19 protein-coding genes are annotated in these 21,303 nt (G+C 73.4%); 6 read left to right on the forward strand and 13 right to left on the reverse strand.

Annotated elements, in window-relative coordinates; translation table 11 throughout:
* Positions 1-19: 19 nt before the first annotated feature.
* From BX283_RS14875 to BX283_RS14885, 3 genes are read right to left on the reverse strand one after another with little or no spacing between them, the layout of a single operon-like run.
* On the reverse strand, positions 20-964 hold the full coding sequence (locus BX283_RS14875) for a 3-oxoacyl-ACP reductase (RefSeq protein WP_101388106.1): 945 nt from the start codon (positions 962-964) through the stop codon (positions 20-22).
* 20 nt (positions 965-984) lie between these two features.
* Positions 985-2,061, reverse strand: a complete 1,077-nt coding sequence (locus BX283_RS14880) for a Zn-dependent alcohol dehydrogenase (protein WP_101388107.1) — start codon at positions 2,059-2,061, stop codon at positions 985-987.
* A 43-nt stretch (positions 2,062-2,104) separates the two neighbouring features.
* Entirely contained in the window at positions 2,105-2,959 is an 855-nt protein-coding gene (locus tag BX283_RS14885) for a MaoC/PaaZ C-terminal domain-containing protein (RefSeq protein WP_101388108.1), read from the reverse strand.
* A gap of 361 nt (positions 2,960-3,320) precedes the next feature.
* On the opposite strand from BX283_RS14885, the gene BX283_RS14890 reads away from it, so the two are divergent.
* Complete coding sequence (locus tag BX283_RS14890; RefSeq protein ID WP_101392343.1) at positions 3,321-4,742, forward strand: MFS transporter; 1,422 nt, start codon at positions 3,321-3,323, stop codon at positions 4,740-4,742.
* Between the two features lie 4 nt (positions 4,743-4,746).
* Here BX283_RS14890 and BX283_RS14895 read toward each other — a convergent pair whose 3' ends face one another.
* From BX283_RS14895 to BX283_RS14920, 6 genes are all read right to left on the reverse strand, one after another.
* Entirely contained in the window at positions 4,747-5,388 is a 642-nt protein-coding gene (locus BX283_RS14895) for a response regulator transcription factor (RefSeq protein ID WP_180357160.1), read from the reverse strand.
* 90 nt (positions 5,389-5,478) lie between these two features.
* Positions 5,479-6,741 (reverse strand): sensor histidine kinase, encoded by a 1,263-nt coding sequence (locus tag BX283_RS14900; RefSeq protein ID WP_101392345.1) that lies wholly within the window; start codon positions 6,739-6,741, stop codon positions 5,479-5,481.
* Positions 6,742-6,746: 5 nt separating this feature from the next.
* Positions 6,747-7,472, reverse strand: coding sequence for an ABC transporter permease (locus BX283_RS14905; RefSeq protein WP_101388109.1), 726 nt, complete (start codon positions 7,470-7,472; stop codon positions 6,747-6,749).
* Positions 7,472-8,398, reverse strand: coding sequence for an ABC transporter ATP-binding protein (locus BX283_RS14910; protein WP_101388110.1), 927 nt, complete (start codon positions 8,396-8,398; stop codon positions 7,472-7,474). Before BX283_RS14910 ends, BX283_RS14905 begins: the two co-directional genes overlap by 1 nt.
* 244 nt (positions 8,399-8,642) lie before the next feature.
* On the reverse strand, positions 8,643-9,830 hold the full coding sequence (locus BX283_RS14915) for a lipid-transfer protein (RefSeq protein WP_101388111.1): 1,188 nt from the start codon (positions 9,828-9,830) through the stop codon (positions 8,643-8,645).
* A gap of 12 nt (positions 9,831-9,842) precedes the next feature.
* Positions 9,843-11,999 (reverse strand): acyl-CoA dehydrogenase, encoded by a 2,157-nt coding sequence (locus BX283_RS14920; protein ID WP_101388112.1) that lies wholly within the window; start codon positions 11,997-11,999, stop codon positions 9,843-9,845.
* A gap of 176 nt (positions 12,000-12,175) precedes the next feature.
* Here BX283_RS14920 and BX283_RS14925 point away from each other — a divergent pair, with 176 nt between their 5' ends.
* From BX283_RS14925 to BX283_RS14940, 4 genes are all read left to right on the forward strand, one after another.
* Positions 12,176-12,823 carry a class I SAM-dependent methyltransferase gene (locus BX283_RS14925; protein WP_101388113.1) on the forward strand — a complete coding sequence of 216 codons (648 nt, stop codon included), beginning with the start codon at positions 12,176-12,178 and terminating at the stop codon, positions 12,821-12,823.
* Positions 12,824-12,900: 77 nt separating this feature from the next.
* On the forward strand, positions 12,901-13,866 hold the full coding sequence (locus tag BX283_RS14930; RefSeq protein ID WP_101388114.1) for an N-acetylmuramoyl-L-alanine amidase: 966 nt from the start codon (positions 12,901-12,903) through the stop codon (positions 13,864-13,866).
* Positions 13,867-14,052: 186 nt separating this feature from the next.
* Positions 14,053-14,886, forward strand: a complete 834-nt coding sequence (locus tag BX283_RS14935; RefSeq protein ID WP_101388115.1) for a hypothetical protein — start codon at positions 14,053-14,055, stop codon at positions 14,884-14,886.
* Between the two features lie 162 nt (positions 14,887-15,048).
* Positions 15,049-16,059: an LLM class F420-dependent oxidoreductase gene (locus BX283_RS14940; RefSeq protein WP_101388116.1), complete on the forward strand. Its 1,011-nt coding sequence runs from the start codon at positions 15,049-15,051 to the stop codon at positions 16,057-16,059.
* A gap of 16 nt (positions 16,060-16,075) precedes the next feature.
* On the opposite strand, the gene BX283_RS14945 is transcribed toward BX283_RS14940, so the two are convergent.
* The 4 genes from BX283_RS14945 to BX283_RS14960 all read right to left on the reverse strand — a co-directional run bounded on the left by BX283_RS14945 (position 16,076) and on the right by BX283_RS14960 (position 20,130).
* Positions 16,076-16,648 carry a hypothetical protein gene (locus BX283_RS14945; RefSeq protein ID WP_101388117.1) on the reverse strand — a complete coding sequence of 191 codons (573 nt, stop codon included), beginning with the start codon at positions 16,646-16,648 and terminating at the stop codon, positions 16,076-16,078.
* Positions 16,649-16,845: 197 nt separating this feature from the next.
* A complete protein-coding gene (locus BX283_RS14950; protein ID WP_101388118.1) occupies positions 16,846-17,919 on the reverse strand; it encodes a prenyltransferase in 1,074 nt (357 codons plus the stop codon).
* A complete protein-coding gene (locus BX283_RS14955; RefSeq protein ID WP_101388119.1) occupies positions 17,916-18,659 on the reverse strand; it encodes a class I SAM-dependent methyltransferase in 744 nt (247 codons plus the stop codon). The genes BX283_RS14950 and BX283_RS14955 overlap by 4 nt, the downstream gene beginning before the upstream one ends.
* A 145-nt stretch (positions 18,660-18,804) precedes the next feature.
* Positions 18,805-20,130, reverse strand: a complete 1,326-nt coding sequence (locus BX283_RS14960; RefSeq protein WP_101388120.1) for a glycosyltransferase family 4 protein — start codon at positions 20,128-20,130, stop codon at positions 18,805-18,807.
* A 287-nt stretch (positions 20,131-20,417) separates the two neighbouring features.
* On the opposite strand from BX283_RS14960, the gene BX283_RS14965 reads away from it, so the two are divergent.
* Positions 20,418-21,035 (forward strand): TetR family transcriptional regulator, encoded by a 618-nt coding sequence (locus BX283_RS14965; RefSeq protein ID WP_101388121.1) that lies wholly within the window; start codon positions 20,418-20,420, stop codon positions 21,033-21,035.
* The last annotated feature ends 268 nt before the right edge of the window (positions 21,036-21,303 follow it).

Genomic DNA, 21,303 nt, shown 5'->3' on the forward strand with positions numbered 1-21,303 from the left:
TGTCCCGTGGCCCCGCGGCTCAGCCGCGCTTGAGCCCCAGCACCTCCGCCGCCGCGAAGCTCTCGTCCGCCGGGCGGTCGGCGTAGTACGGCGTGAGCAGTTCGTCCAGCTCCCCGTACGAGAAGGCCTCCTTGGCCGCGTCGAACTTGGCGGCGACCTTGGGGCGTTCCACGATCGCGACCATCCCGCCGTGCACCACCATCAGCTGGCCGTTGACCCGGGCGGCCGCCGGGGACGCCAGATAGCCGACCAGCGGCGCCACGTGCTCGGGCGCCAGCGGGTCCAGCTGCCCCTCCCCCGGCTCCTCGAAGCCCGCGAAGACGTCCTCGGTCATCCGGGTGCGGGCCCGGGGGCAGATGGCGTTGGCGGTGACCCCGTACTTGGCGAGCGCGAGGGCGGTGGAGGTGGTGAGGCCGACGATCCCGCCCTTGGCGGCCGCGTAGTTGGGCTGTCCGGCCGACCCGGCGAGGAACGCCTCCGAGGAGGTGTTGACGATCCGCCCGTAGACCGCCCCGCCCGCCGCCTTGGACCGCCCGCGCCAGTGCGCGGCGGCGAAGTGGGTGGTGTTGAAGTGGCCCTTGAGGTGTACGTGGATGACCGCGTCCCACTCGGACTCGGTCATCGAGAAGATCATCCGGTCGCGCAGGATGCCCGCGTTGTTGACGAGGATGTCGAGCTTTCCGTAGGTACTGACCGCCAACTGCACCAGTTCGCGGGCCTGTTGGTGGTCGGCCACGTCCCCGGTGTGGGCGACCGCCGCGCCGCCCGAGGCCCGGATCTCGGCGGCGACCTCCTCGGCGGGCCCGGCCGAGGCCTCGCCGGAGCCGTCCCGGCCCGGCTGCCCGAAGTCGTTGACGACGACGGACGCGCCGAGCCGGGCGAGTTCGAGCGCCTCGGCCCGGCCCAGGCCGCGCCCGGCGCCGGTGACGATCGCGGACAGGCCTTCAAGGGGCAGTGCTGCCATGCCGGTCGGCTCCTCTCGGGTCACAGGGTGATGCACGTGCGCAGGGCCTCGCCCGTACGCATCTGGTCGAGGGCGTCGTTGATCCCGGCGAGCGGCACCCGGTGGGTGATCATGCTCGCCAGGTCGATCCGGCCCGCCCGCCACAGCGCGATGGCCCGCTCGTAGGAGCGCAGCACGTCGCCGCCGCCGTACAGGGAGGGCAGGATCCGCTTCTCGTCGAAGAACAGCTCGAACATGTTGATCTGGAAGAAGTCGTCCATGGCGCCCGCGCCGACCACGCACAGGGTGCCGCCGCGTCGGGTCGCGCCGTAGGCGGTGCGGGCGGTGGCGGACTTGCCGACGACCTCGAAGACGTAGTCGAAGCCCTCGCCGGCGGTGATCCGCTGCTTGGCGTCGTCGAGTTCGCTGGGCGAGACGGCCTCGGTGGCGCCGAAGGTCAGCGCGGCCTCGCGCCGGGAGGCCACCGGGTCGACGGCCACGATCTGCGCCGCGCCCTGCACCTTGGCGCCCTGGACGGCGGAGATGCCGACGCCGCCGCAGCCGATGACGGCGACCGACGAACCGGCTTCCACCTTCGCGGTGTTGATGGCGGCGCCGAGCCCGGTGGTCACCCCGCACCCGATGAGCGCGGCTATCTCGTACGGCACGTCGTCGGGGATCGGGACCGCGCACCCGGCGCCGACCACGAGCTCCTCGGCGAAGGTACCGGTTCCGGCGAAGCCGAACACGTCGCCGCCGGGGCGCTTGAAGTTGGGCGTGCCCGCGTTCAGGAACCCGGCCAGGCAGAGCTGGGTCTGGCCGCGCCTGCACGAGGCACAGGTGCCGCAGGCGGGCAGCCAGCTCACCAGGACGCGGTCGCCCGGGGCGAGCGAGGTGACACCGTCGCCGACGTCGAGGATCTCGCCCGCGCCCTCGTGGCCGGGCACGAAGGGGGCGGGCTGCGGGAGCACGCCGGTCATCGCGGAGATGTCGGAGTGGCAGAGCCCGGTCGCGCGGATCCGGATCCGCACCTTCCCGGGCCCGAAGCCCACCGCCTCGACATCGTCGAGCACATCGAGCTTGTCCTGGCCGATCTCGTGCAGTACGGCTGCGCGCATGGTGCGGCTCCCCTCTGATGAGCCTCGGGTCTGGTGCGGCGGTTCAGACGTGTTCGACGAGCGTGTCGGAGAGCACCGGCGCGTCGTCCCGCTCGACGGCCGTCACCGACACCTGGACGCGGCCCGGACCGGTCCACATCCGGATGCGCAGGGTCTCGCCGGGGAAGACGACCCCGGTGAAGCGGGTGGTGTACGAGCGGACGCGGGCCACCTCGCCGCCGAGCACGGTGTCGACGACCGCCTTGAGCGTCATGCCGTACGTGCACAGGCCGTGCAGGATCGGCCGGTCGAATCCGGCGAGCTTCGCGAACTCGGGGTCGGCGTGGAGCGGGTTCCAGTCGCCGGAGAGCCGGTAGAGCAGCGCCTGCTCCTCGCGCACCGCGCGCTCGACGGTGTGGTCGGGGGCGCGGTCGGGCTGCTCGGTGCGGACGGAGGGCCCGCGCTCGCCGCCGAAGCCGCCCTCGCCGCGGACGAAGATCTGGGCGTCGCTGGTCCACAGCGGCCCGTCCGCGTCGGCGGCCTCGGTGCGCAGCACCAGGACGGCGGCCTTGCCCTTGTCGTGGACGGCGGCCACCTTGGAGGTGGAGACGGCCTTGCCCCGTACGGGGATCGGGCGGTGCAGGACGATGCCCTGGCCGCCGTGGAGCACGGCCGCGAGGTCGACCTCGATGCCGGGCGCCGACAGCCCGCCGACCACGCCCATGCCGGCGCCCGCGACGGTGGCGAAGGAGGGCAGCACGTGCAGCCTCGACTCCAGGGTGTAGCGCAGTTCGTCGGGGTCGGTCGCCGGGACGCCCGCGCCGAGTCCCAGGTGGTAGAGCTGGATGTCCTTGTGGTCCCAGACGATCTCGGTGGACCGGGGCTCGGCGGCGAGCGCCTTCGCGACGTCGATGGGCATACGGGGCCTGCTCCTTGGAGGTGGGAAGACCTCGGCGCGGCCGTCCGCACCGTCGGCCGCACCGAGGCCGTGCGGGACCGGCGCCGACGCCGGTTCTAGAACGCGTTCTAGGGCTCGATGGCCCCTATGTATAACGCAGCACCCCGGGATTGGGAACAGTTCTGACGTGCCGTCAGTTACATGCGCCCGGGGATGCCGCACAGCGGCATTTACAGGGGCGCGGGGAACTGCGCGACCAGCCCGCCACCGGCCCGCAGACGAACGGGGACCCAGGGGCGGAGCCCCAACCGGCCGCCCGCCAGAGGGCTTCAGGGAAGGGGCGGGGTGGGGAATCCAACCCCCGGCTGCAAACATGGCCCGCATGGTCCAAGCGCCCCCAGACACCGCCGCCATACCCACCCGGACGAAGCCGACCCGCACCTGGCTCGTCCTCCTCGCCGCCTGCGCGGGACAGTTCCTCGTCGTCCTCGACGTCTCCGTCGTCAACGTGGCCCTCCCCTCGATGCGGACCGGGCTCGGGATGACCCCGACCGGACTGCAGTGGGTCGTCAACGCCTACTCCATCGCGTACGCCGGTTTCATGCTCCTCGGCGGCCGCGCCGGAGACCTCTTCGGGCGCAAGCGCATGTTCCTCGTCGGGCTCGGCCTCTTCACCGCCGCCAGCCTGGCCGGCGGACTCGCCCAGGAGGGCTGGCAGCTGCTGCTCGCGCGCGGCGTGCAGGGCCTCGGCGCCGCCGTGCTCGCGCCGTCCACCCTCACCATCCTCACCGCCGCCGTCCCCGAGGGCGCCGCCCGCACCCGGGCCATCGGGACCTGGGCGGCGGTCGGCGCGGGCGGCGGCGCGGCGGGCGGGCTGGTCGGCGGGGTGCTCACCGACACGCTGTCGTGGCGCTGGGTCCTGCTCATCAACGTGCCCGTCGGCGCCCTCGTCCTCACCGGCGCCACCCTGTGGATCACGGAGAGCCGCGCGGCCACCCGCAACCGCCTGGACCTGCCCGGCGCGGTCGCCGTCACCGGCGGGCTCGCGGTCCTCGCGTACGGCATCGTGCAGACCGAGCAGTCCGGCTGGACCGCGCCGGGGACCCTCGTCCCGCTGCTCGGCGGGCTCGCGCTGCTCGGCGCGTTCCTCGCCGTCGAGGCGCGGGCGGCGGCGCCGCTGATGCCGCTGCGGCTGCTGCGGATCAGAGCCGTCTCGTCGGCCAACGTCGTGATGTTCGCCTGCGGCTCGGCCACGTTCTGCACCTGGTACTTCATGACGCTGTACGCCCAGAACGTGCTCGGCTACACCCCGCTGGGCGCCGGACTCGCCCTCATCCCCAGCTCGTTGAGCATCGTCCTCGGCGCCAAGATCGCGCCCCGGCTGATGCCGGTGACCGGGACCCGCAACCTCACCGTCATCGGCGTACTGATCGCCGCCGCCGGGTTCGGCTGGCAGTCCACGATGCATGCGCACGACCCGTACTGGATGTCGATCCTGGTGCCCGGCGTGCTGATGATGACCGGCGCGGGGCTCGCGACCACGCCGCTCGCCTCGCTCGCCACCTCCGGCGCCGCGCCGGGCGAGGCCGGGCTCGTCTCCGGGCTCATCAACACCTCCCGCACGATGGGCGGCGCGCTCGGCCTCGCGATCCTGTCGACGGTGGCCACCGCCCGTACCGGCGACTCGCTGACGCCCGAGGCGCTCACCGAGGGCTACGCGCTCGCCTTCCGCACCGGCGGGTTCGTCCTGCTCGCCAGCATGGTGGTCGCGCTGGTGTGGCTGCCCAGGAGCGCGAGGCGCTGATCCCTCAGAGCCAGCCCTGCTGCCGTGCCGCCCGCACCGCCTCCATGCGGTTGCGGGTGCTCGTCTTGCCGATCGCGGACGAGAGGTAGTTGCGCACCGTCGACTCCGACAGGTGCAGCTTGCCCGCGATGTCGGCGACGGTCGCGCCGTCCACCGAGGCGTTCAGGACGTCCCGCTCGCGCACGGTCAGCGGGTTCGCGCCCGCGCTGAGCGCGGCGGCGGCGAGCGCCGGGTCGATCACGGTCTCGCCGCGCAGCACCCGCCGGATCGCCTCGGCCAGATCCTCCACGGGCCCGTCCTTCACCAGGAACCCCGCCGCGCCCGCCTCCATCGCCCGCCGCAGATACCCCGGCCGCCCGAACGTGGTGAGGATCAGCACCCGGCAGTCGGGGCACTCCTCGCGCAGCAGGGCCGCCGCGTCCAGACCGCTGAGGCCCGGCAGTTCGATGTCCAGAAGGGCGACATCGGGCCGCGCGGCGAGCGCCTCGGCCACGATCTTGTCCCCGGCACCGACCTGCGCGACGACCTCGATGTCCTCCTCAAGCCCGAGCAGCAGGGCGAGGGCACCGCGCATCATGCCCTGGTCCTCGGCGAGGAGAACGCGCACGGACTTCGCGGGGCGGTGGTCTTGGGGCATCTCATCCATGGGGGCAGGCTACGGCCAACGCCCCAGTTCAGGGCAGACGAAGGCCTTCAGGTGCGCCGACCGCGCCGACATGTACGCCGAGCACTCCCGCTAGTCCCGCCCCGCCCCCTGCACCTCCAGCTCCGCGTCCAGCTCCACGTCGAGCGGGTCCACCGGCAGCTCGGCGGTCACCTGGAAGCCGCCGCGCGGTCCGGGGCCCGCTTCGAGGGAGCCGCCGGCCGCCGCGAGGCGTTCGGTGAGGCCCTTCAGGCCCGTGCCGCCGACGCGGGGGCCGGGGGACACGGGCTGTTCGGGCGGTACGCCGCGGCCGTCGTCGGTGATCTTCAGCCGTACCCGGCCGGGCGTTCCGTCGACCGCGATCTCGCAGCGGGCCGCGCCGCTGTGCCGTACGACGTTGGTGACCGCCTCCCGTACGACCCAGCCGAGCAGCGCCTCCACCTGGGCGGGCAGCGGCGGGCCCGACAGGCGTACCACCGGCTCCACTTCGGCCGCCCGGAGCGCCGAGCGGGCCCGGTCCAGCTCGGTGCCGAGGCTGCCCTCGCGGTAGCCGGTGACGGCCTCGCGGATCTCGGTGAGCGCCTGGCGGCCGACCGACTCGATGTCGGCGACCTGGCCGAGCGCGGCGTCCAGGTCGCGCGGGGCGAGGCGGCGGGCCGCCTCCGACTTCACCACGATCACCGAGAGCGTGTGGCCGAGCAGGTCGTGCAGGTCCCGGGAGAAGCGGAGACGTTCCTTCTCCACGGCGGTACGGGCCAGCTCCTGGCGGGTGTCGCGCAGTTCGCGCACGGTCTGGGAGAGCGAGAGGACGGCCGCCGTCACCATGCCGGAGAGGAACGTGCCGTACGCGATGGTCACGTTGTCCCACACCTCACCGGCCTCCATACCGGAGATGGCGCCCGCCGAGCTCGCCAGCACCATGATCGTGAGGCCGAGCCGACGGTCCCGCAGCACCGCGCCGCAGGCCAGCGCGAGCAGCGGGAAGAAGAACAGCCAGGTGCCGCCGTAGCCGATGGTGAGGGCGTAGGTGATCGCGGCCATCGCGGCCAGGATCCCGAGGGTCGTGCGGCTCTCCCGCTTCTCCTTGACGAAGGCGCGGAAGGAGACCGTCACGTAGAGCGAGTTGAAGGCCAGCAGGCCCGCGCCGCCGATCCACGGGTTCGGGGTCCTGCCCTGAACGAGGTTGGAGAACGCGCCCAGGCCCATCAGGAGCCAGGGCAGCAGTGTGTAGCCGCTCGCCGGGGGGCCGGGCAGGTCGGCGTCGCGATCGCGCTCCTTCGGCGCGGACGCCGCCTTCTTCAGCTCCGGCAGCTTCGGCAGGAGTCGTGCCACTGTCTCGTTCTCCCCGTCGTTCATCAGGCTCATACCGTCCTCGCGGACCGTCGGTAGGAGACCACGGCGTACGAGCCGAACGCCAGCAGCCAGGCGCCGAGCACCGCGACCGTCCCGGGCCCGGGGGCCGAGCCGTGCGAGACGGCCCAGCCGAGGCCGGCGAACCGGTGGGCCGGGGTGTACGCGGCGACCGAGGCGAGCCAGCCGGGGAAGGAGGAGAGCGGGAACCACAGTCCGCCGATCACCGCGAGCCCCATCAGGCAGGCGGTGTTGACCACGCCCATGGCCTGCGGGCCGAGCCGGTAGCCGTTGCCGAGGCCGAGCAGGGTGAAGGGCAGCGCCCCGGCCCACAGCAGGACGGTGAGCGCGGCCCACTGCCAGGCGTCCAGGCGTACGCCGTTGACCAGCGCGCCCGCCGCCAGCACCGCGGCGATCGCGGGCAGCACGGTCACCGAGCCGCTGATCGCGCGGCCCGTCACCACGCGGGACGGCGCCAGCGGGGTGACGCGCAGCTGGCGCAGCCATCCGGTGGACCGGTCGGCGGCCACGCCCATCCCGGTGCTCAGGGACGCGCCGAGCGCGCCGTACGCGGCCATGCCGACCATCGAGGCGGTCCTCCACTCGGCCGAGTCGCCGTCGCCCGAGCCGATGTTGGTGAAGAGCAGATACATCAGGACGGGCATGCCGATGCCGAAGACCACGAACGACGCGTCGCGCAGGGTGCGGCGGACTTCGAGCAGGATGTAGCCGGGCATCAGACGGTCTCGCTTTCGCGTACGGACGTGGGCGTCACGGTGGAGGTGAGGGAGAGGAACGCGTCCTCCAGGCTGGCCGGGGCGACTTCGAGGCCCCGGACCGCGCCGAGCCGGGCGAGCTCCACGACCGTGGCGTCCGGGTCGTCCGTACGCAGCCGGGCCCGGTCGCCGCGCACCTCGACCGCGACCACGCCCGGCAGCGCCGCCAGGCCCGCGCTGGGGCCGCCCGCCAGGTCGAAGGAGACCAGGCCGCCGCCCGCCGCGCGCTTGATCCGCTCGCCGGGGCCGTCGGCGACGACGCGGCCCTGGTCGAGGACCACGATCCGGTCGGCGTTGTCGTCCGCCTCCTCCATGTAGTGGGTGGAGAACAGCACGGTGTTGCCCCGGGCCGCGTAGGCGCGCATCGCGTCCCAGAACGCGCGGCGCGCCTCCACGTCGAGCGCGGCGGTCGGCTCGTCCAGGACGAGCAGCGCGGGCGCCCCGGCGATCGCCACCGCGAACCGGACGCGCTGGGCCTGGCCGCCGGAGAGCCGGTCGACCCGGCGGTCCGCGAACTCGGTGAGCCCGGCGAGCGCGAGGGCCTCGGCGGCGGGCATGGGGCGCGGGTAGGTCGAGCCGACGAACGCGACGAGCTCCCGCACGGTCACGCGGGGGATCGGCTGCCCCTCCTGGAGCATCGCCCCCACGAGCCCGGCCCGCACCGCGCGCCCGGGTATCTGCCCGAAGAGCCGCACCTCGCCCGCGTCCGGCTCGTCGAGGCCGAGCAGGAGGCCGATGGTGGTCGACTTCCCGGCGCCGTTGCGGCCGAGGAGCGCGACGGTCTCGCCCCGGCGGATGTCGAGGTCGATGCGGTCGAGCGCGCGTACGGGGCCGAAGGCCTTGACCACGCCGTCGAAGCGCACGGCGCTGGGTGCTGTCTGCGTCATGTCCTTGACGCTACGGATGCGCCCCGGGCGGGCGGCAGATGTTCTTGTACGGGGTTGGGTGGGACAAATGTCCCGGGGGGTCGTTCGTCCGCGGGCCGGTGGCGGGCTGGTCGCGCAGTTCCCCGCGCCCCTTAAATGCGCCCCTGCGGGGCGCCCAGGGGATTGCCGCGCAGCGGCATTTCCAGGGGCGCGGGGAACTGCGCGAGCAACCCGGCACGGCCCGCAGACGAAAGAGACGAGCGGCCTACCTCCGCAGCAGCGTCACCACCGCCGCACCCCCCAACCCGATGTTGTGCGCCAGCCCGACCCCCGCCCCCTCCACCTGTCGTGGGCCCGCCTCTCCCCGTAGCTGCGTCACCAGCTCGCACACCTGCGCCAACCCCGTCGCCCCCAGCGGATGCCCCTTGGAGATCAGGCCCCCGGACGGGTTCACCACCCACCGGCCGCCGTATGTCGTCGCCCCGGACTCCAGCAGCTTTCCGGACTCGCCCTCGCCGCACATCCCCAGCGCCTCGTACGTCAGCAGCTCGTTGATGGAGAAGCAGTCGTGGAGCTCGATCACGTCGACGTCCTCGATGCCGAGGCCGGAGCGGTCGTACACGAGGCGTGCCGCCGCCCGCGTCATGCCGAGACCCACCACGTCGATGCACCGGCCGGACGCGAAGGACTCGGCCGTGTCCGTCGTCATCGCCTGGGCGGCGATCTCCACCGCCCGCTCCTCCAGGGCGTGTTCGGCGGCGAAGCGCTCGGAGACGACGACGGCCGCCGCCGAGCCGTCGGACGTCGGGGAGCACTGGAGCTTGGTCAGGGGGCGGTGGATCTCCTTTGAGGCCAGCACCTCCGCCACGGAGTAATCGACCTGGAACTGGGCGTGCGCGTTGTGCACCGAGTGGCGGTGGTTCTTCGCGCCCACCGCCGCCAGCTGCGCCGCCGTCGTCCCGTACAGCTCCATGTGCTCCCGCGCCGCGTTGCCGAAGATCTGCGCGGTGGGCGGGCTCATCTCGAAGCCGTGGGCGGCGGCCATGACGGAGTAGTGGCGGGCCACCGGGGACGTCGAGAAGTCGTCACCCGTGGCGCCGCCGCCCAGCGCGCCGCGCTTCATCTTCTCGAACCCCAGCGCCAGTACGCACTCGCTGACCCCGCCCTCCACCAGCTGCCGGGCCAGCGTCAGCGCGCTCGCGCCGGTCGCGCAGTTGTTGTTGACGTTGTGGACGGGGACGCCGGTCAGGCCCAGTTCGTACGCCGCCCGCTGGCCCGCCGTCGACGGCTGGAAGCAGTAGCCCGCCAGAACCTGTTCCACCTGCCCGTACGCGATCCCGGCGTCCGCCAGCGCCGCCGTACCGGCCTCCCGCGCCATGTCCCAGTACTGCCACTCCCGCGACTCGGGCTTCTCGAACTTCGTCATGCCGACACCGGCCACCAGGCTCTTCACATCCGTACCCCTTCAGTCTCGCGGCAGGCCGAGGATCCGCTCGGCCACGACATTGAGCTGGACCTGCGTGGTGCCGCCCGCGATCGTCAGACAGCGGGACATCAGATAGCCGTGGACGGCCCGCCGCGCCGGGCCCTCGGCCGCCGCGCCCGCCGGGCCGAGCAGCTCCAGGGCCAGGTCGGCCACCTTCTGCTGGTGAGCGGTCTGGACGAGCTTGCGCACGCTGGCCCCGGCGCCGGGCTCCAGGCCCGACACCTGGAGCGTGGTGGTGCGCAGCCCGATGCAGGCGAGCGCGTGCGCCTCGGCGGCCAGGGCGCCGATCCGGGCGCGGTACGAGCCGTCCAGGCCTTCCGCGCGGGTCAGCAGCGACTCCAGACCGGTGTCGAAGGTCAACTGGTCGGCCATGTGGACACGTTCGTTGCCCAGGGTGTTGCGGGCGACCCGCCAGCCGCCGCCCACCTCGCCGACGACCGCGTCGGGCGGCAGCGGCGCCCCGTCGAAGTACACCTCGTTGAAGAGCGCGTCCCCGGTGATCTCGCGGAGCGGGCGGATGTCGATCCCGGGCGTGTTCTTCATGTCCACGAGGAAGTAGGTGAGGCCCTCGTGCTTGGGGGCCTCGGTATCGGTCCTGGCGAGCAGGATCCCGTGGTCCGCCCACTGGGCCGCGCTCGTCCACACCTTCTGGCCGGTGATCCGCCAGCCGTCGCCGGTGCGCTCGGCCCGGGTCCGCAGGCTCGCCAGGTCCGAGCCCGCCTCCGGCTCCGAGAACAGCTGGCACCACAGCAGGTCCCCGCGCAGGGTCGGCAGCAGAAAGCGCTCCTGCTGCTCGCGCGTCCCGTACGCCAGCAACGACGGCACCACCCAGGTCCCGATCCCCAGCTCGGCGACCTTCACCCCGGCCGCCCTCAACTCCTCCTGGACGACCAGCTGCTGGACCGGGCCGGCACCCAGGCCGTAGGGAGGCGGCAGGTGCGGGGCGGCGTAGCCGGTGGGGGCGAGGGTCCGCCGGGCGGCCGCCGGGTCGAGGCCGCGTACGGACCGGGCCGCCTCCCGTGCCGGGCCCCGGAACTCCTCCGCCTCCCCGGGCAGCTCCAGGCGCAGTTCCCGGCGCGCCCCGGCCCCGGCGAGCCGGACGGCCCGCTGCCGGTGGGCGTCCCCGGCGCCCAGGAGCTGGCGGGCCACCAGGGCGCGGCGCAGACGCAGATGGGCGTCGTGCTCCCAGGTGAAGCCGATGCCGCCGAGGATCTGGACGCAGTCCTGGGCGCAGCTGAACGCCGCGTCCAGAGCCGTGCCCGCCGCCAGCGAGGCGACCAGGCCGCGCACCTCGGCTCCCTCCGAGTCCGCCGCCCGCGCCGCGTCCCACACCAGCGCCCGCGCCTGCTCGACCCGGACCAGCATGTCCGCGCAGAGGTGCTTGACCGCCTGGAACCGCCCGATCGGCCGCCCGAACTGCTCGCGCACCTTGGCGTGGGCGACCGCCGTCTCCAGCGCCCAGCCCGCGGTGCCGCACGCCTCGGCCGCGAAGAGGACGGCCGCGAGGTCCCGTACGAGCTCGGGGTCCACGGCCAGCACCCGGTCGTCCGCGACCGTGAGGCCGTGCGCGGCGACCTCGGCGGTGGGGCGGGTGGGATCGGCGCCGTCGTGCGCCCGTACGCCCAGGTCCGCCGCGTCCACCGCCAGCCACAGCGTCTCCTCGCCCGCCCGGGCGGCCAGGACCAGCAGGTCGGCCTGGGCCCCGGCGAGCACGGGCGGCGCGACCCCGTCGAGCGTCCAGCCCGCCGGGTCCCGTACGGCGGTGAGGCCCCCGGGACCGAGCGCCACGGCGGCTGTCCGGGCCCCGGCCGCGATCGCGTCCACCGTCGCCAGGTGCCCGGCCCGCTCCAGAAGCCCCGCCGCGAGCACGCTCGGCAGGTACGGGCCGGGCAGCGCGCCCCTGCCCGCCTCCTCCAGGACCACCGCGAGCTCCACCAGGCCCCCGCCGCCGTGTCGCTCGCCCAGGTGGACGCCGAGCAGGCCCTGCCCGGCCAGCGCGTCCCAGTACGGCGGGCGGGCGTCCCCGGCGGGTGCGTCCAGCAGCTTGCGCACCTCCTCGACCGGCACGGCCCGCGCCAGCCAGCCGCGTACCGCCTCGGCCAGCTCCCGCTGCTCCCGGGTGATTCCGATGCCCATGCGCACTCCCCCGCCGCCGCGGCCGCCACTGGAACGGCGACAGACTAGAACACGTTCCAATCTGACGGAAGGTCAGATCGGGGACGGGATTCACCGGCGAGGGGCCTGTTCGGCGGGGATTACGATGTGGCGCCACCCTCCACGCGTTCCGCGCGCACAACCACGGGAGCCCCGCCATGGCGACACCCAAGCCGGAGATCCTCGCCGCCTTCGAGGCCGCCAAGGGGTTCATGCCCGTACGCGAAGGGCTCGCCCTCTACGACGCGGCCGTGGCGGCGGGCGCGCTCGGCCTGCCGCTCCTGGAGGTCGGCACCTACTGCGGCCGCTCCACGCTGCTGCTCGCCGACGCCGCCCGCGCCGCCGGGACCGTCGCCGTCACCGTCGACCACCACCGGGGCAGCGAGGAGCAGCAGCCCGGCTGGGAGTACCACGACCCGAGCGTGGTCGACCCGGAGGTCGGCCTGATGGACACCCTGCCCACCTTCCGCCGCACCCTGCACAAGGCGGGCCTGGAGGACCACGTGATCGCGGTCGTCGGCCGCTCGCCGCAGGTGGCGCGGGCCTGGGGCGGCGAGGTCGGGCTCGTCTTCATCGACGGCGGCCACACCGACGAGCACGCGAACGGGGACTACGAGGGCTGGGCCCCGCACCTCGCCGAGGGCGGCCTGCTGGTGATCCACGACGTCTTCCCCGACCCGGTCGACGAGTTCACCGGCCAAGCCCCGTACCGCGTCTATCTGCGCGCGCTGGCCTCCGGCGCGTTCACCGAGGTCTCGGCCACCGACTCGCTGCGCGTGCTGCGCCGCACGCGCGCCGGGGTGTGACGGCGCACACCGCAGTGCACCCCTTCGGCGCACGCGGGAACCACGCCCCCGCAGAGCTCCCCCGCTAGCATCGCAGCGTGTCGTACGACAGCGAGTCCCCCACCCCCGCCCGGCGCCGTCTGCGCGGCAATCTCGTCATCGCCACCGCCGCGCTGGTCCCGACCGCCCTGGCCGGGTGGCTGGTGTGGCAGGCCATGGGCGGCTCCGGCGGCCAGGACGACAAGCCGCCGAGGGTGCTGCCGCTGCCGAGCGGGCCCGCCGTGGTCCCCTCGGGGAACACCCGGCCGCCGACGGTCACGGTGACGGCGACCCCCTCGCCGTCCGTCTCGCCCTCCGTCGCGCCCTCCACCCAGTCGGCCCGGCCGACCGGGCCGCTCGCCGGGCGGGTCGTGGTGATCGACCCGGGGCACAACCCGAGCAACTTCGAGCACGCCGCCGAGATCAACCGCCAGGTCGACATCGGGACGAACAAGAAGGAGTGCGACACCACCGGCACCGACACCAAAGGCGGCTACACCGAGGCCGCGTTCACCCTGGACGTCTCGCACCGCCTCCGGGCGCTACTGGAGAAGCTGGGCGCGACCGTCACGTACACCCAGGACAACGACCGGCCGTTCGGCCCGTGCGTGGACGAGCGGGCGGCGATCGGCAACCGGGCGAAGGCCGACGCGGTCGTCTCGGTGCACGCCGACGGCGCGGCCGAGGGGCAGCGCGGCTTCCATGTGATCCTGCCCGCCCTGGTGAACGCGGGGAAGGCGAACACCGCCCCGATCGTGGCCCCCTCGCGTGAGCTGGGTGTGAGGATCGCGGGGAAGTTCGTGCACGCCACCGGCATGCCGCCCTCCAACTACGTGGGCGACGGCACCGCGTTGGACGTCCGGAAGGACCTCGGCGGGCTCAATCTGTCGACCGTGCCGAAGGTGTTCATCGAGTGCGGGAACATGCGGGATTCCGGCGACGCGGCCCTGCTGACGAACGCGGATTGGCGGCAGAAGGCGGCCCAGGGGATCGCGGACGGGATCAGCAGCTTCCTGCAGAAGTGAAGGGGTCGCCGACGCGAACGGTCGGCTGCGGGTCGGTCACGGTCTGAGCACCGGGGGGACTTCCCACCCGGTCAGACGATAGATTCTCCTCCGGGCGGGGAACCGCCCCCGTGCTTCGCGCCGTGTGCACGTACACCGGCGGCAGCGATGACCGCCCCGACGAGACGACCCAAAAAGGACTATTACGTGAACATCCGCTCCCTCACGCGAGGCGACGGCGTGGTGATCGGAGCAGCGGTGGTGCTGTTCATCGCCTCGTTCCTCGATCTCTACTCGGTCGACAACGCATGCGTCGGCTCCATCTGCTCCCACGCCAACGTTCCGAACGCGTGGGACGCGCTGGGCCTGCTGATGAGCATGTTCCTGGCCGGCATCATCGGAGCGGTCCTCATCGTCGTGGCCCGCTCGCTGCCGCAGCCGAAGAAGATCGCCGGGATGGACCTGGCCCAGTTCGGTACCGCCTTCACGATCTTCTCCGCGTGGACCGCGTTCTGGACCATCATCGACATGGACAGCGCCGGCGCCGGCATGATCCTCGGCCTGATCTCCGCGCTGGTGCTCGCCGCCGGCGCGGTGGCCGGTCCGATGGTGGCCGCGCTCAAGGCCCCGCTGATGGGCGCCCCGCGTCCGGCCGTGGCCCCGTACGGCGGCCAGCCCTACGGCGGGCAGCCCGCGGGCGGCTACGGCTACCCGGGCGGCGCCCAGCCGCAGCCCCAGCCGTACGGTGCCGCGGGCACCGACCCGAGCCAGGGCGGCCAGACCCCGGCGCCCGGCGCCGCGGCCCAGTCGGCCCCGGCCCCCGCGGCCGGTGCTCCGGCCGGGGACTTCGCCCCGTTCTGGTTCGCCGTCCCGGTGGCCCGTCCGCTGTACGCGGAGGACGGCTCCCCCACGCCGATCGCGGAGCTCGCGCCCGGCACGTGGTACCTGGCCGTGGAGCAGCGCGGTGCGGCCCTGGTCGCGCAGACGCAGGACGGCCGTCGTGGTGTCCTCCAGGACACGACCGGTATCCAGCGCGGCTAGTTGCCGGTTGCTTCGACCGCGGACCGTGCGTGGCTGGTCGCGCAGTTCCTCGCGCCCCTAGTGGCACATGCGTCATGGCCCCTCGCCCCCTTTCGGGCGGGGGGCCTTTGCCGTACGCTCCCCTGACGGTCCGTCAGATCATTCTGGTTGGGGGCTCTCGTCATGCGCCTTGGACTCGCACTCGGGTACTGGGGACGCGGTCCCGACCCCGGGCATCTGGAACTCGCCCAAGAAGCCGAGCGGCTCGGGTACGACTCAGTCTGGACCGCGGAGGCCTGGGGGTCGGACGCGTTCACGCCGCTGACCTGGATCGCCGCGCACACCTCCCGTATCGGACTGGGCACCGCCGTCGCGCAGATGGCCGCCCGCACACCCACCGCGACCGCCATGCACGCGCTGACCCTGGACCACCTCTCCGGCGGCCGCGTACTGCTCGGCCTGGGGCTTTCGGGGCCGCAGGTGGTGGAGGGGTGGTACGGGCGGCCGTTCCCGTCCAGCCCGCTCACCGCGACGCGGGAGTACGTGGAGGTGATCCGGCAGGTGCTGCGGCGCGGGGCGCCGGTGGAGCTGGACGGCCGCTTCCACCCGCACCCGTACCGGGGCGCGGACGGCACCGGCCTCGGCAGGCCGCTCAAGCCGATCACGCATCCGCTGCGGGCGGACCTGCCGGTGCTGCTCGGCGCCGAGGGCCCCAAGAACATCGCGCAGACGACCCGGATCGCGGACGGCTGGCTGCCGCTGTACTGGTCGCCGACGCGTCTCGACGTGTACGAGGCGTCGCTGGCGGGGGCGCCCGAGGGCTTCACCGTCGCCCCCATGGTCCGGGCGCACGTCTGCGACGACGTGGCCGAGGGGCTGCTGCCGGTGAAGGCGATGCTCGGCTTCTACATCGGCGGGATGGGGCACGCGGCCCGCAACTTCCACGCGGATCTGATGGCGCGGATGGGGTACGAGGCCGAAGCCCGCCGGATCCAGGCGCTGTTCGGCGAGGGCCGCCGCGAGGAGGCGGTCCGGGCCGTGCCGGACGCCTTCGCCGACGAGATCTCGCTGGTCGGGCCGCGCGAACGGATCGCGGAGCGGCTGGAGTCCTGGCGCGCGGGCCCGGTGACGGACCTGCTGGTCACCTCACCGGACCTGACGACGCTGCGGGTGCTGGCGGAGCTGAACGGCTAGGCCCTGGGCCGCCCGCTCATCCGCCGCTGAGCTGCGACGCGGACGGCACCTGGTCCTTGACCTCGGCGCCCGCGCTCTTGCCGGCGTCCTTGACCCCGCCGATGACCTTCTCGAACATCCCGACGTCGGCGTCGGTGGCGTCGCCCTTGCGGAGCTTGCCGCCCAGGTCCTTGAGCGAGTCGATGCCGGAGCTGAGGGGGGCGACGGCCTTGGAGAGGAGCGGGTCGCCCTTGGCGTTGTTCACGGCCGCCTTCAGCCGGTTGTATGTGAAGGCGCCGGCCAGACCTGCCTTGACCAGGGCGAACGTCCGGCCCTTGGTGCCCTTCTTGAACTTGCCCGCCTTGTACGGCTTCACGATCCACTGGTAGGCGGCGCCCGCCGCGAGTCCCGCGTTGGCGACGAACCGCGTCTTGGCGAGCTTCTGCTTCTCGAACGAGCCGGACGGGGACGGCGAGGCGCTGGCCTCCGCCGCGGTCAGGCTGTTGCGGGCGCTCTTGGTCTCGCCTCCGCAGGCGGTCGTCGACACCAAAACCGCGGTGGACAGGACGACCGCCACGAGTATGCGGCGGAAGTTGAGCGTACTGGGCACGGTGACCTCCGGGGAGATGTGTCGTCCTCCCCGGCAGCCTCACCCGCCCCGACCGGTACCGCCACTCGGGCGAGCCCGTATGGGTGCCCGGTGTTTGTCTGCGGGCCGGTGGTGGGCTGGTCGCGCAGACGAACGCGAAGCGGGGTGCAGGGGCCGCGGGCCCCGCACCGGGGTCCAGGGGCGCGGCCCCGGAGGGGCTAACCGCAGCACTCGGGCGCGAGCCCCCGCGGCAGGCGTTCGCCGCCGAACACCGCCGTCGTCGCCTCGTCGCCCCCCAGCGCCGCCACCGCGAGCAGCAGCGACCCCGCCGTCCACGTCGTGAGCTCCTCGGGCCACACCGCCCGGTTGCCCTCGAAGACGTACCCCGTCCAGTACAGGCCGTCCCCGGCCCGCAGGTGCTGGATGGACTGGAGGATCTCCAGGGCGCGGTCCGACTCGCCCATCACCCACAGCGCGAGCGCCAGTTCGCAGCTCTCGCCGCCCGTCACCCACGGGTTCGGCAGCACGCACCGCACCCCCAGCCCGGGCACCACGAAGTCCTCCCAGCGCGCCTCGATACGCGCCTTCGCCTGGGCGCCGGTCACCGCGCCGCCGAGGACGGGGTAGTACCAGTCCATGGAGTAGCGGGACTTGTCCAGGAAGCGCTCGGGGTGGGCGGCCACGGCGTGCGCGAGCGCGCCCGTCGCCAGCTCCCAGTCCGGCTGCGGCTCCTCGCGCTGCTCGGCGATGGCCAGCGCGCACCGCAGCGCCTGGTGGATCGAGGAGCTGCCGGTCAGCAGCGCGTCGGTGACGGGCGAGCCGTCCTCCTCGCGCTTCCAGCCGATCTGCCCGCCCGGCTGCTGGAGCCGCAGCACGAACTCGACGGCCGCGTACACCACCGGCCACATCCGGTCCAGGAAGGTGTCGTCTCCGGTGGCGAGGTAGTGGTGCCAGACGCCCACCGCCACGTACGCGACGAAGTTGGTCTCCCGGCCCCGGTCGGTGACCCGCTCGAAGTCCCCGTCGTGGTACGCCGCGTACCAGGACCCGTCGTCGTTCTGGTGCCGCGCCAGCCACTCGTAGGCGCGCGCGGCGGCCTCGTGCTCGCCCGCCGCGTCCAGCGCCATGGCGGCCTCGGTGTGGTCCCACGGGTCCAGGTGGTGCCCGCGGAACCACGGTATGGCGCCGTCCTCGCGCTGCACGGCGAGGATGCCGGCCACCGTGGCGGCGGCCTGTTGCGCGCTGAGCACCCCCGGCAGGACGAGGTGCTCGGTCCGCTCCGGTGAGGTCACTTGGCGGCGACCTTGTCGAAACGGGCGAGGTGCGGCTTGGTCGCGTACGCCACGAAGCTCTTGCCGACGATCGGGTTGAGTGCCTGCTCCGCGAGCCGCGTGACCAGCGGCTTCTTCATGATGTCCCAGACGAGCAGCTTGTGGTACGCCCGCACCGGCAGTGCCTTGTCATTGTCCACGCCGAAGGCGCACTTGAGCCACCAGTACGGCGAGTGCAGCGCGTGCGCGTGGTGCTGGCCGTACGGCTTGAGGCCCGCCTCGCGCATCTTGGCGAGCAGCTCGTCCGCCTTGTAGATGCGGATGTGGCCGCCCTCGACCTCGTGGTACGCGTCGGAGAGCGCCCAGCAGACCTTCTCCGGCCCGTAGCGGGGCACGGTGACCGCGATCCGGCCGCCCGGCTTGAGGACCCGGACCATCTCGGCGAGCACGCCCTTGTCGTCCGGGATGTGCTCCATGACCTCGGAGATGATCACGACGTCGAAGGACTCGTCGGGGAAGGGCAGGTTGAGCGCGTCGCCCTCCATCGCCGTGGCGGTCGCGCCCTCGGGCGCCTCACCGGCCTCCTTCATCGCCGCGAACCACTTGGCGACCTCGCGGATCTCCTCGCCGTTCTGGTCGAGCGCCACGACCTGCGCGCCGCGCCGGTAGCACTCGAAGGCGTGCCGCCCCGCGCCGCAGCCCAGGTCGAGCACGCGGTCGCCCGGGGCGAGCGGGAAGCGGGAGAAGTCGACGGTCAGCACGGATGCCTGCTTTCGCGAGGGTCGTAGCTTGCGGGAGCCTGGGGGTGACGCCACCCCCTTGAGGCCGCGGAGCGGCCGGGGTTCGGGGCCGCGGAGCGGCTGGGGCCTGGGTGGCCGAAGGTGCGGGGGCGGGGGCTTCGCCGGGTCACCCTGTCCGCTTTCCGGCCGCGGAGCGGCCGCCCGCCACGATCGCCGCGCGGTACAGCTCGGCGGTGCCCTCGGCCGCCCGGGCCCAGGTGAACCGGTCGAGGACCCGTTCCCGCCCGGCCGCGCCGAGCCGCGCGCGCAGTTCCGGGTCGGCCAACAGGCGGTTCAGGGCCGCGGCGAGCGCGCCCGGCTCACCCGGCGGCACCGCGAGGCAGGTCTCCCCGTCCGGCCCGGCGACCTCGGGGATGGCGCCCCCGGTCGTGGCCACCAGCGGCGTCCCCGTCGCCATCGCCTCTGCGGCCGGCAGCGAGAACCCCTCGTACAGCGAAGGAACACAGCTGACCTGCGCGGACCGTACGAGGTCGACCAGCTCGGCGTCGGTGATGCCCTTGACGAACCGGACCGCGTCGCCGAGCCCGTACTTCTCGATGGCCTGGGCGACCGGCCCGTCCTCGGCGCGCTTGCCGACGACCACGAGGTGCGCCTCGGGGTGCTCGGCGCGCACCTTGGCGAGCGCCTCGACGAGGAAGACGAGGCCCTTGAGCGGGACGTCCGCGCTGGAGGTGGTGACGATCCGGCCGGGCACCTCGGCCACCGCCGGGTCCGGGGACCACAGGTCGGTGTCGGCGCCGATGTGCACCACGGAGACGCGGTCCTCGCGCACCCCGAGGTGCTCGACGATCTCGCGCTGCGAGGAGCCGGAGACGGTGAGCACGGACGGCAGCCTGCGGGCGACCCGCTTCTGCATCCGGGTGAAGCCGTACCAGCGGCGTACGGAGGCGCGCCGCTTCCAGTCGCCGGCGGCGTCCAGCTCCAGCTGCCGGTCGACGGTGATGGGGTGGTGGATCGTGGTGACGAGGGGGGCGCCGAGGTCCGCGAGCAGGCCGTAGCCGAGCGTCTGGTTGTCGTGGATGACGTCGAACTCGCCCTTGCGGGCGGCGAGGTGGCGCCGGGCCCGCAGCGAGAAGGTCAGCGGCTCGGGGAAACCGCCGGTCCACATGGTGGCGACTTCGAGCCCGTCGATCCAGTCCCGGTACTCGTCCCTCTTGGGCGTACGGAACGGGTCGGGCGAGCGGTACAGGTCCAGGCTGGCGAGCTCGGTGAGCGGCACGCCCTCGTCCAGGACGGGGTACGGCTGGGCGCCGATGACCTCCACGCTGTGCCCCAGGCGGGCGAGTTCGCGGGAGAGGTGGCGTACGTAGACGCCCTGGCCGCCGCAGAACGGATTGCCCTTGTACGTCAGGAGGGCGATCCGCAGCGGGCGGTCGCCCGCACGGGCCGGCTCCCCTGCGCGGGGGCTTGCCTCCACGGCCTCTGCGGTCACTCGCGGCCCCTTCATCGCTGCGTTTCGCCGGAGCGTAACCGCTCGCGCTAATCTAGAACAAGTTCCAGACTTGATCCTTCTTGATCTCTCCGAGGAGCCTCAAGAAGCTTCGAATCTACCGGCAGGTAGCGCGCGTGTGAGGGCCGGATCGGGTGATTCGCGCCACCACCGGGGCCCCTGCCATGCTGTGCCCCCGGAAACGGGCCACCAGGGGCACGGGGTCCGCACGGGAAACCCCGCACGGGGAACGTCGGCGAAGCGCACGACCGGACGACGGAACGGGACAGATGACAGCGGAAGCCAAAGCAGCCATTGCCGCCTCGCCCGCCCTGACCGAGCGCCAGGAGGCGCGCCGCCGCCGCATCCTGCACGCCAGCGCCCAGCTGGCCAGCCGGGGCGGCTTCGACGCGGTCCAGATGCGCGAGGTGGCCGAGGCCGCGGGGGTCGCGCTCGGCACGCTCTACCGCTACTTCCCGTCCAAGATCCATCTGCTGGTCGCCACCATGCAGGACCAGCTCCAGCATCTGCACTCCACGCTCCGCAAGCACCCGCCGTCCGGCGACTCGGCCGCGGAGCGGGTCGCCGAGACGCTGATGCGGGCGTTCCGCGCGCTCCAGCGCGAGCCGCACCTCGCCGACGCGATGGTGCGCGCCCTCACCTTCGCCGACCGCTCGGTCAGCCCCGAGGTGGACACGGTCTCCCGGCAGACCACCGCGATCATCCTGGACGCGATGGGCCTGGACCACCCCACCCCGCGGCAGCTCTCGGCGGTCCGGGTGATCGAGCACACCTGGCACTCGGCGCTGATCACCTGGCTGTCGGGGCGGGCCTCGATCGCCCAGGTGAAGATCGACATCGAGACGGTGTGCCGGCTGATCGACCTCACGGCCCCCGAATCCGGCTGAGGGCCCTCGGGCGACGGCACCGGAGGGCGCCCCGGAAGGCCCCGTAAGGCCCCGGAAGGCACCTTCGCGAGACGGCAGCGGAATCGGACATACCGCATCGCCGCCGGACCGCCGTCGGACCGGCCGAACCCGCCCCCTCTTTGCGCCCGGCGCGCGGACACGCTGGGGGCTCCTGGTCCGCGCCGGACTGTGCGCCGTGCGCGCCCCCGTGCCACCCCATGGCCGATAATCCGGGTTCCCCTCCCCCGGCGCGCCGATAGAAATGTTT

Origin of the sequence: Streptomyces sp. TLI_146, assembly GCF_002846415.1 — a bacterium.
GTDB lineage: Bacteria > Actinomycetota > Actinomycetes > Streptomycetales > Streptomycetaceae > Streptomyces.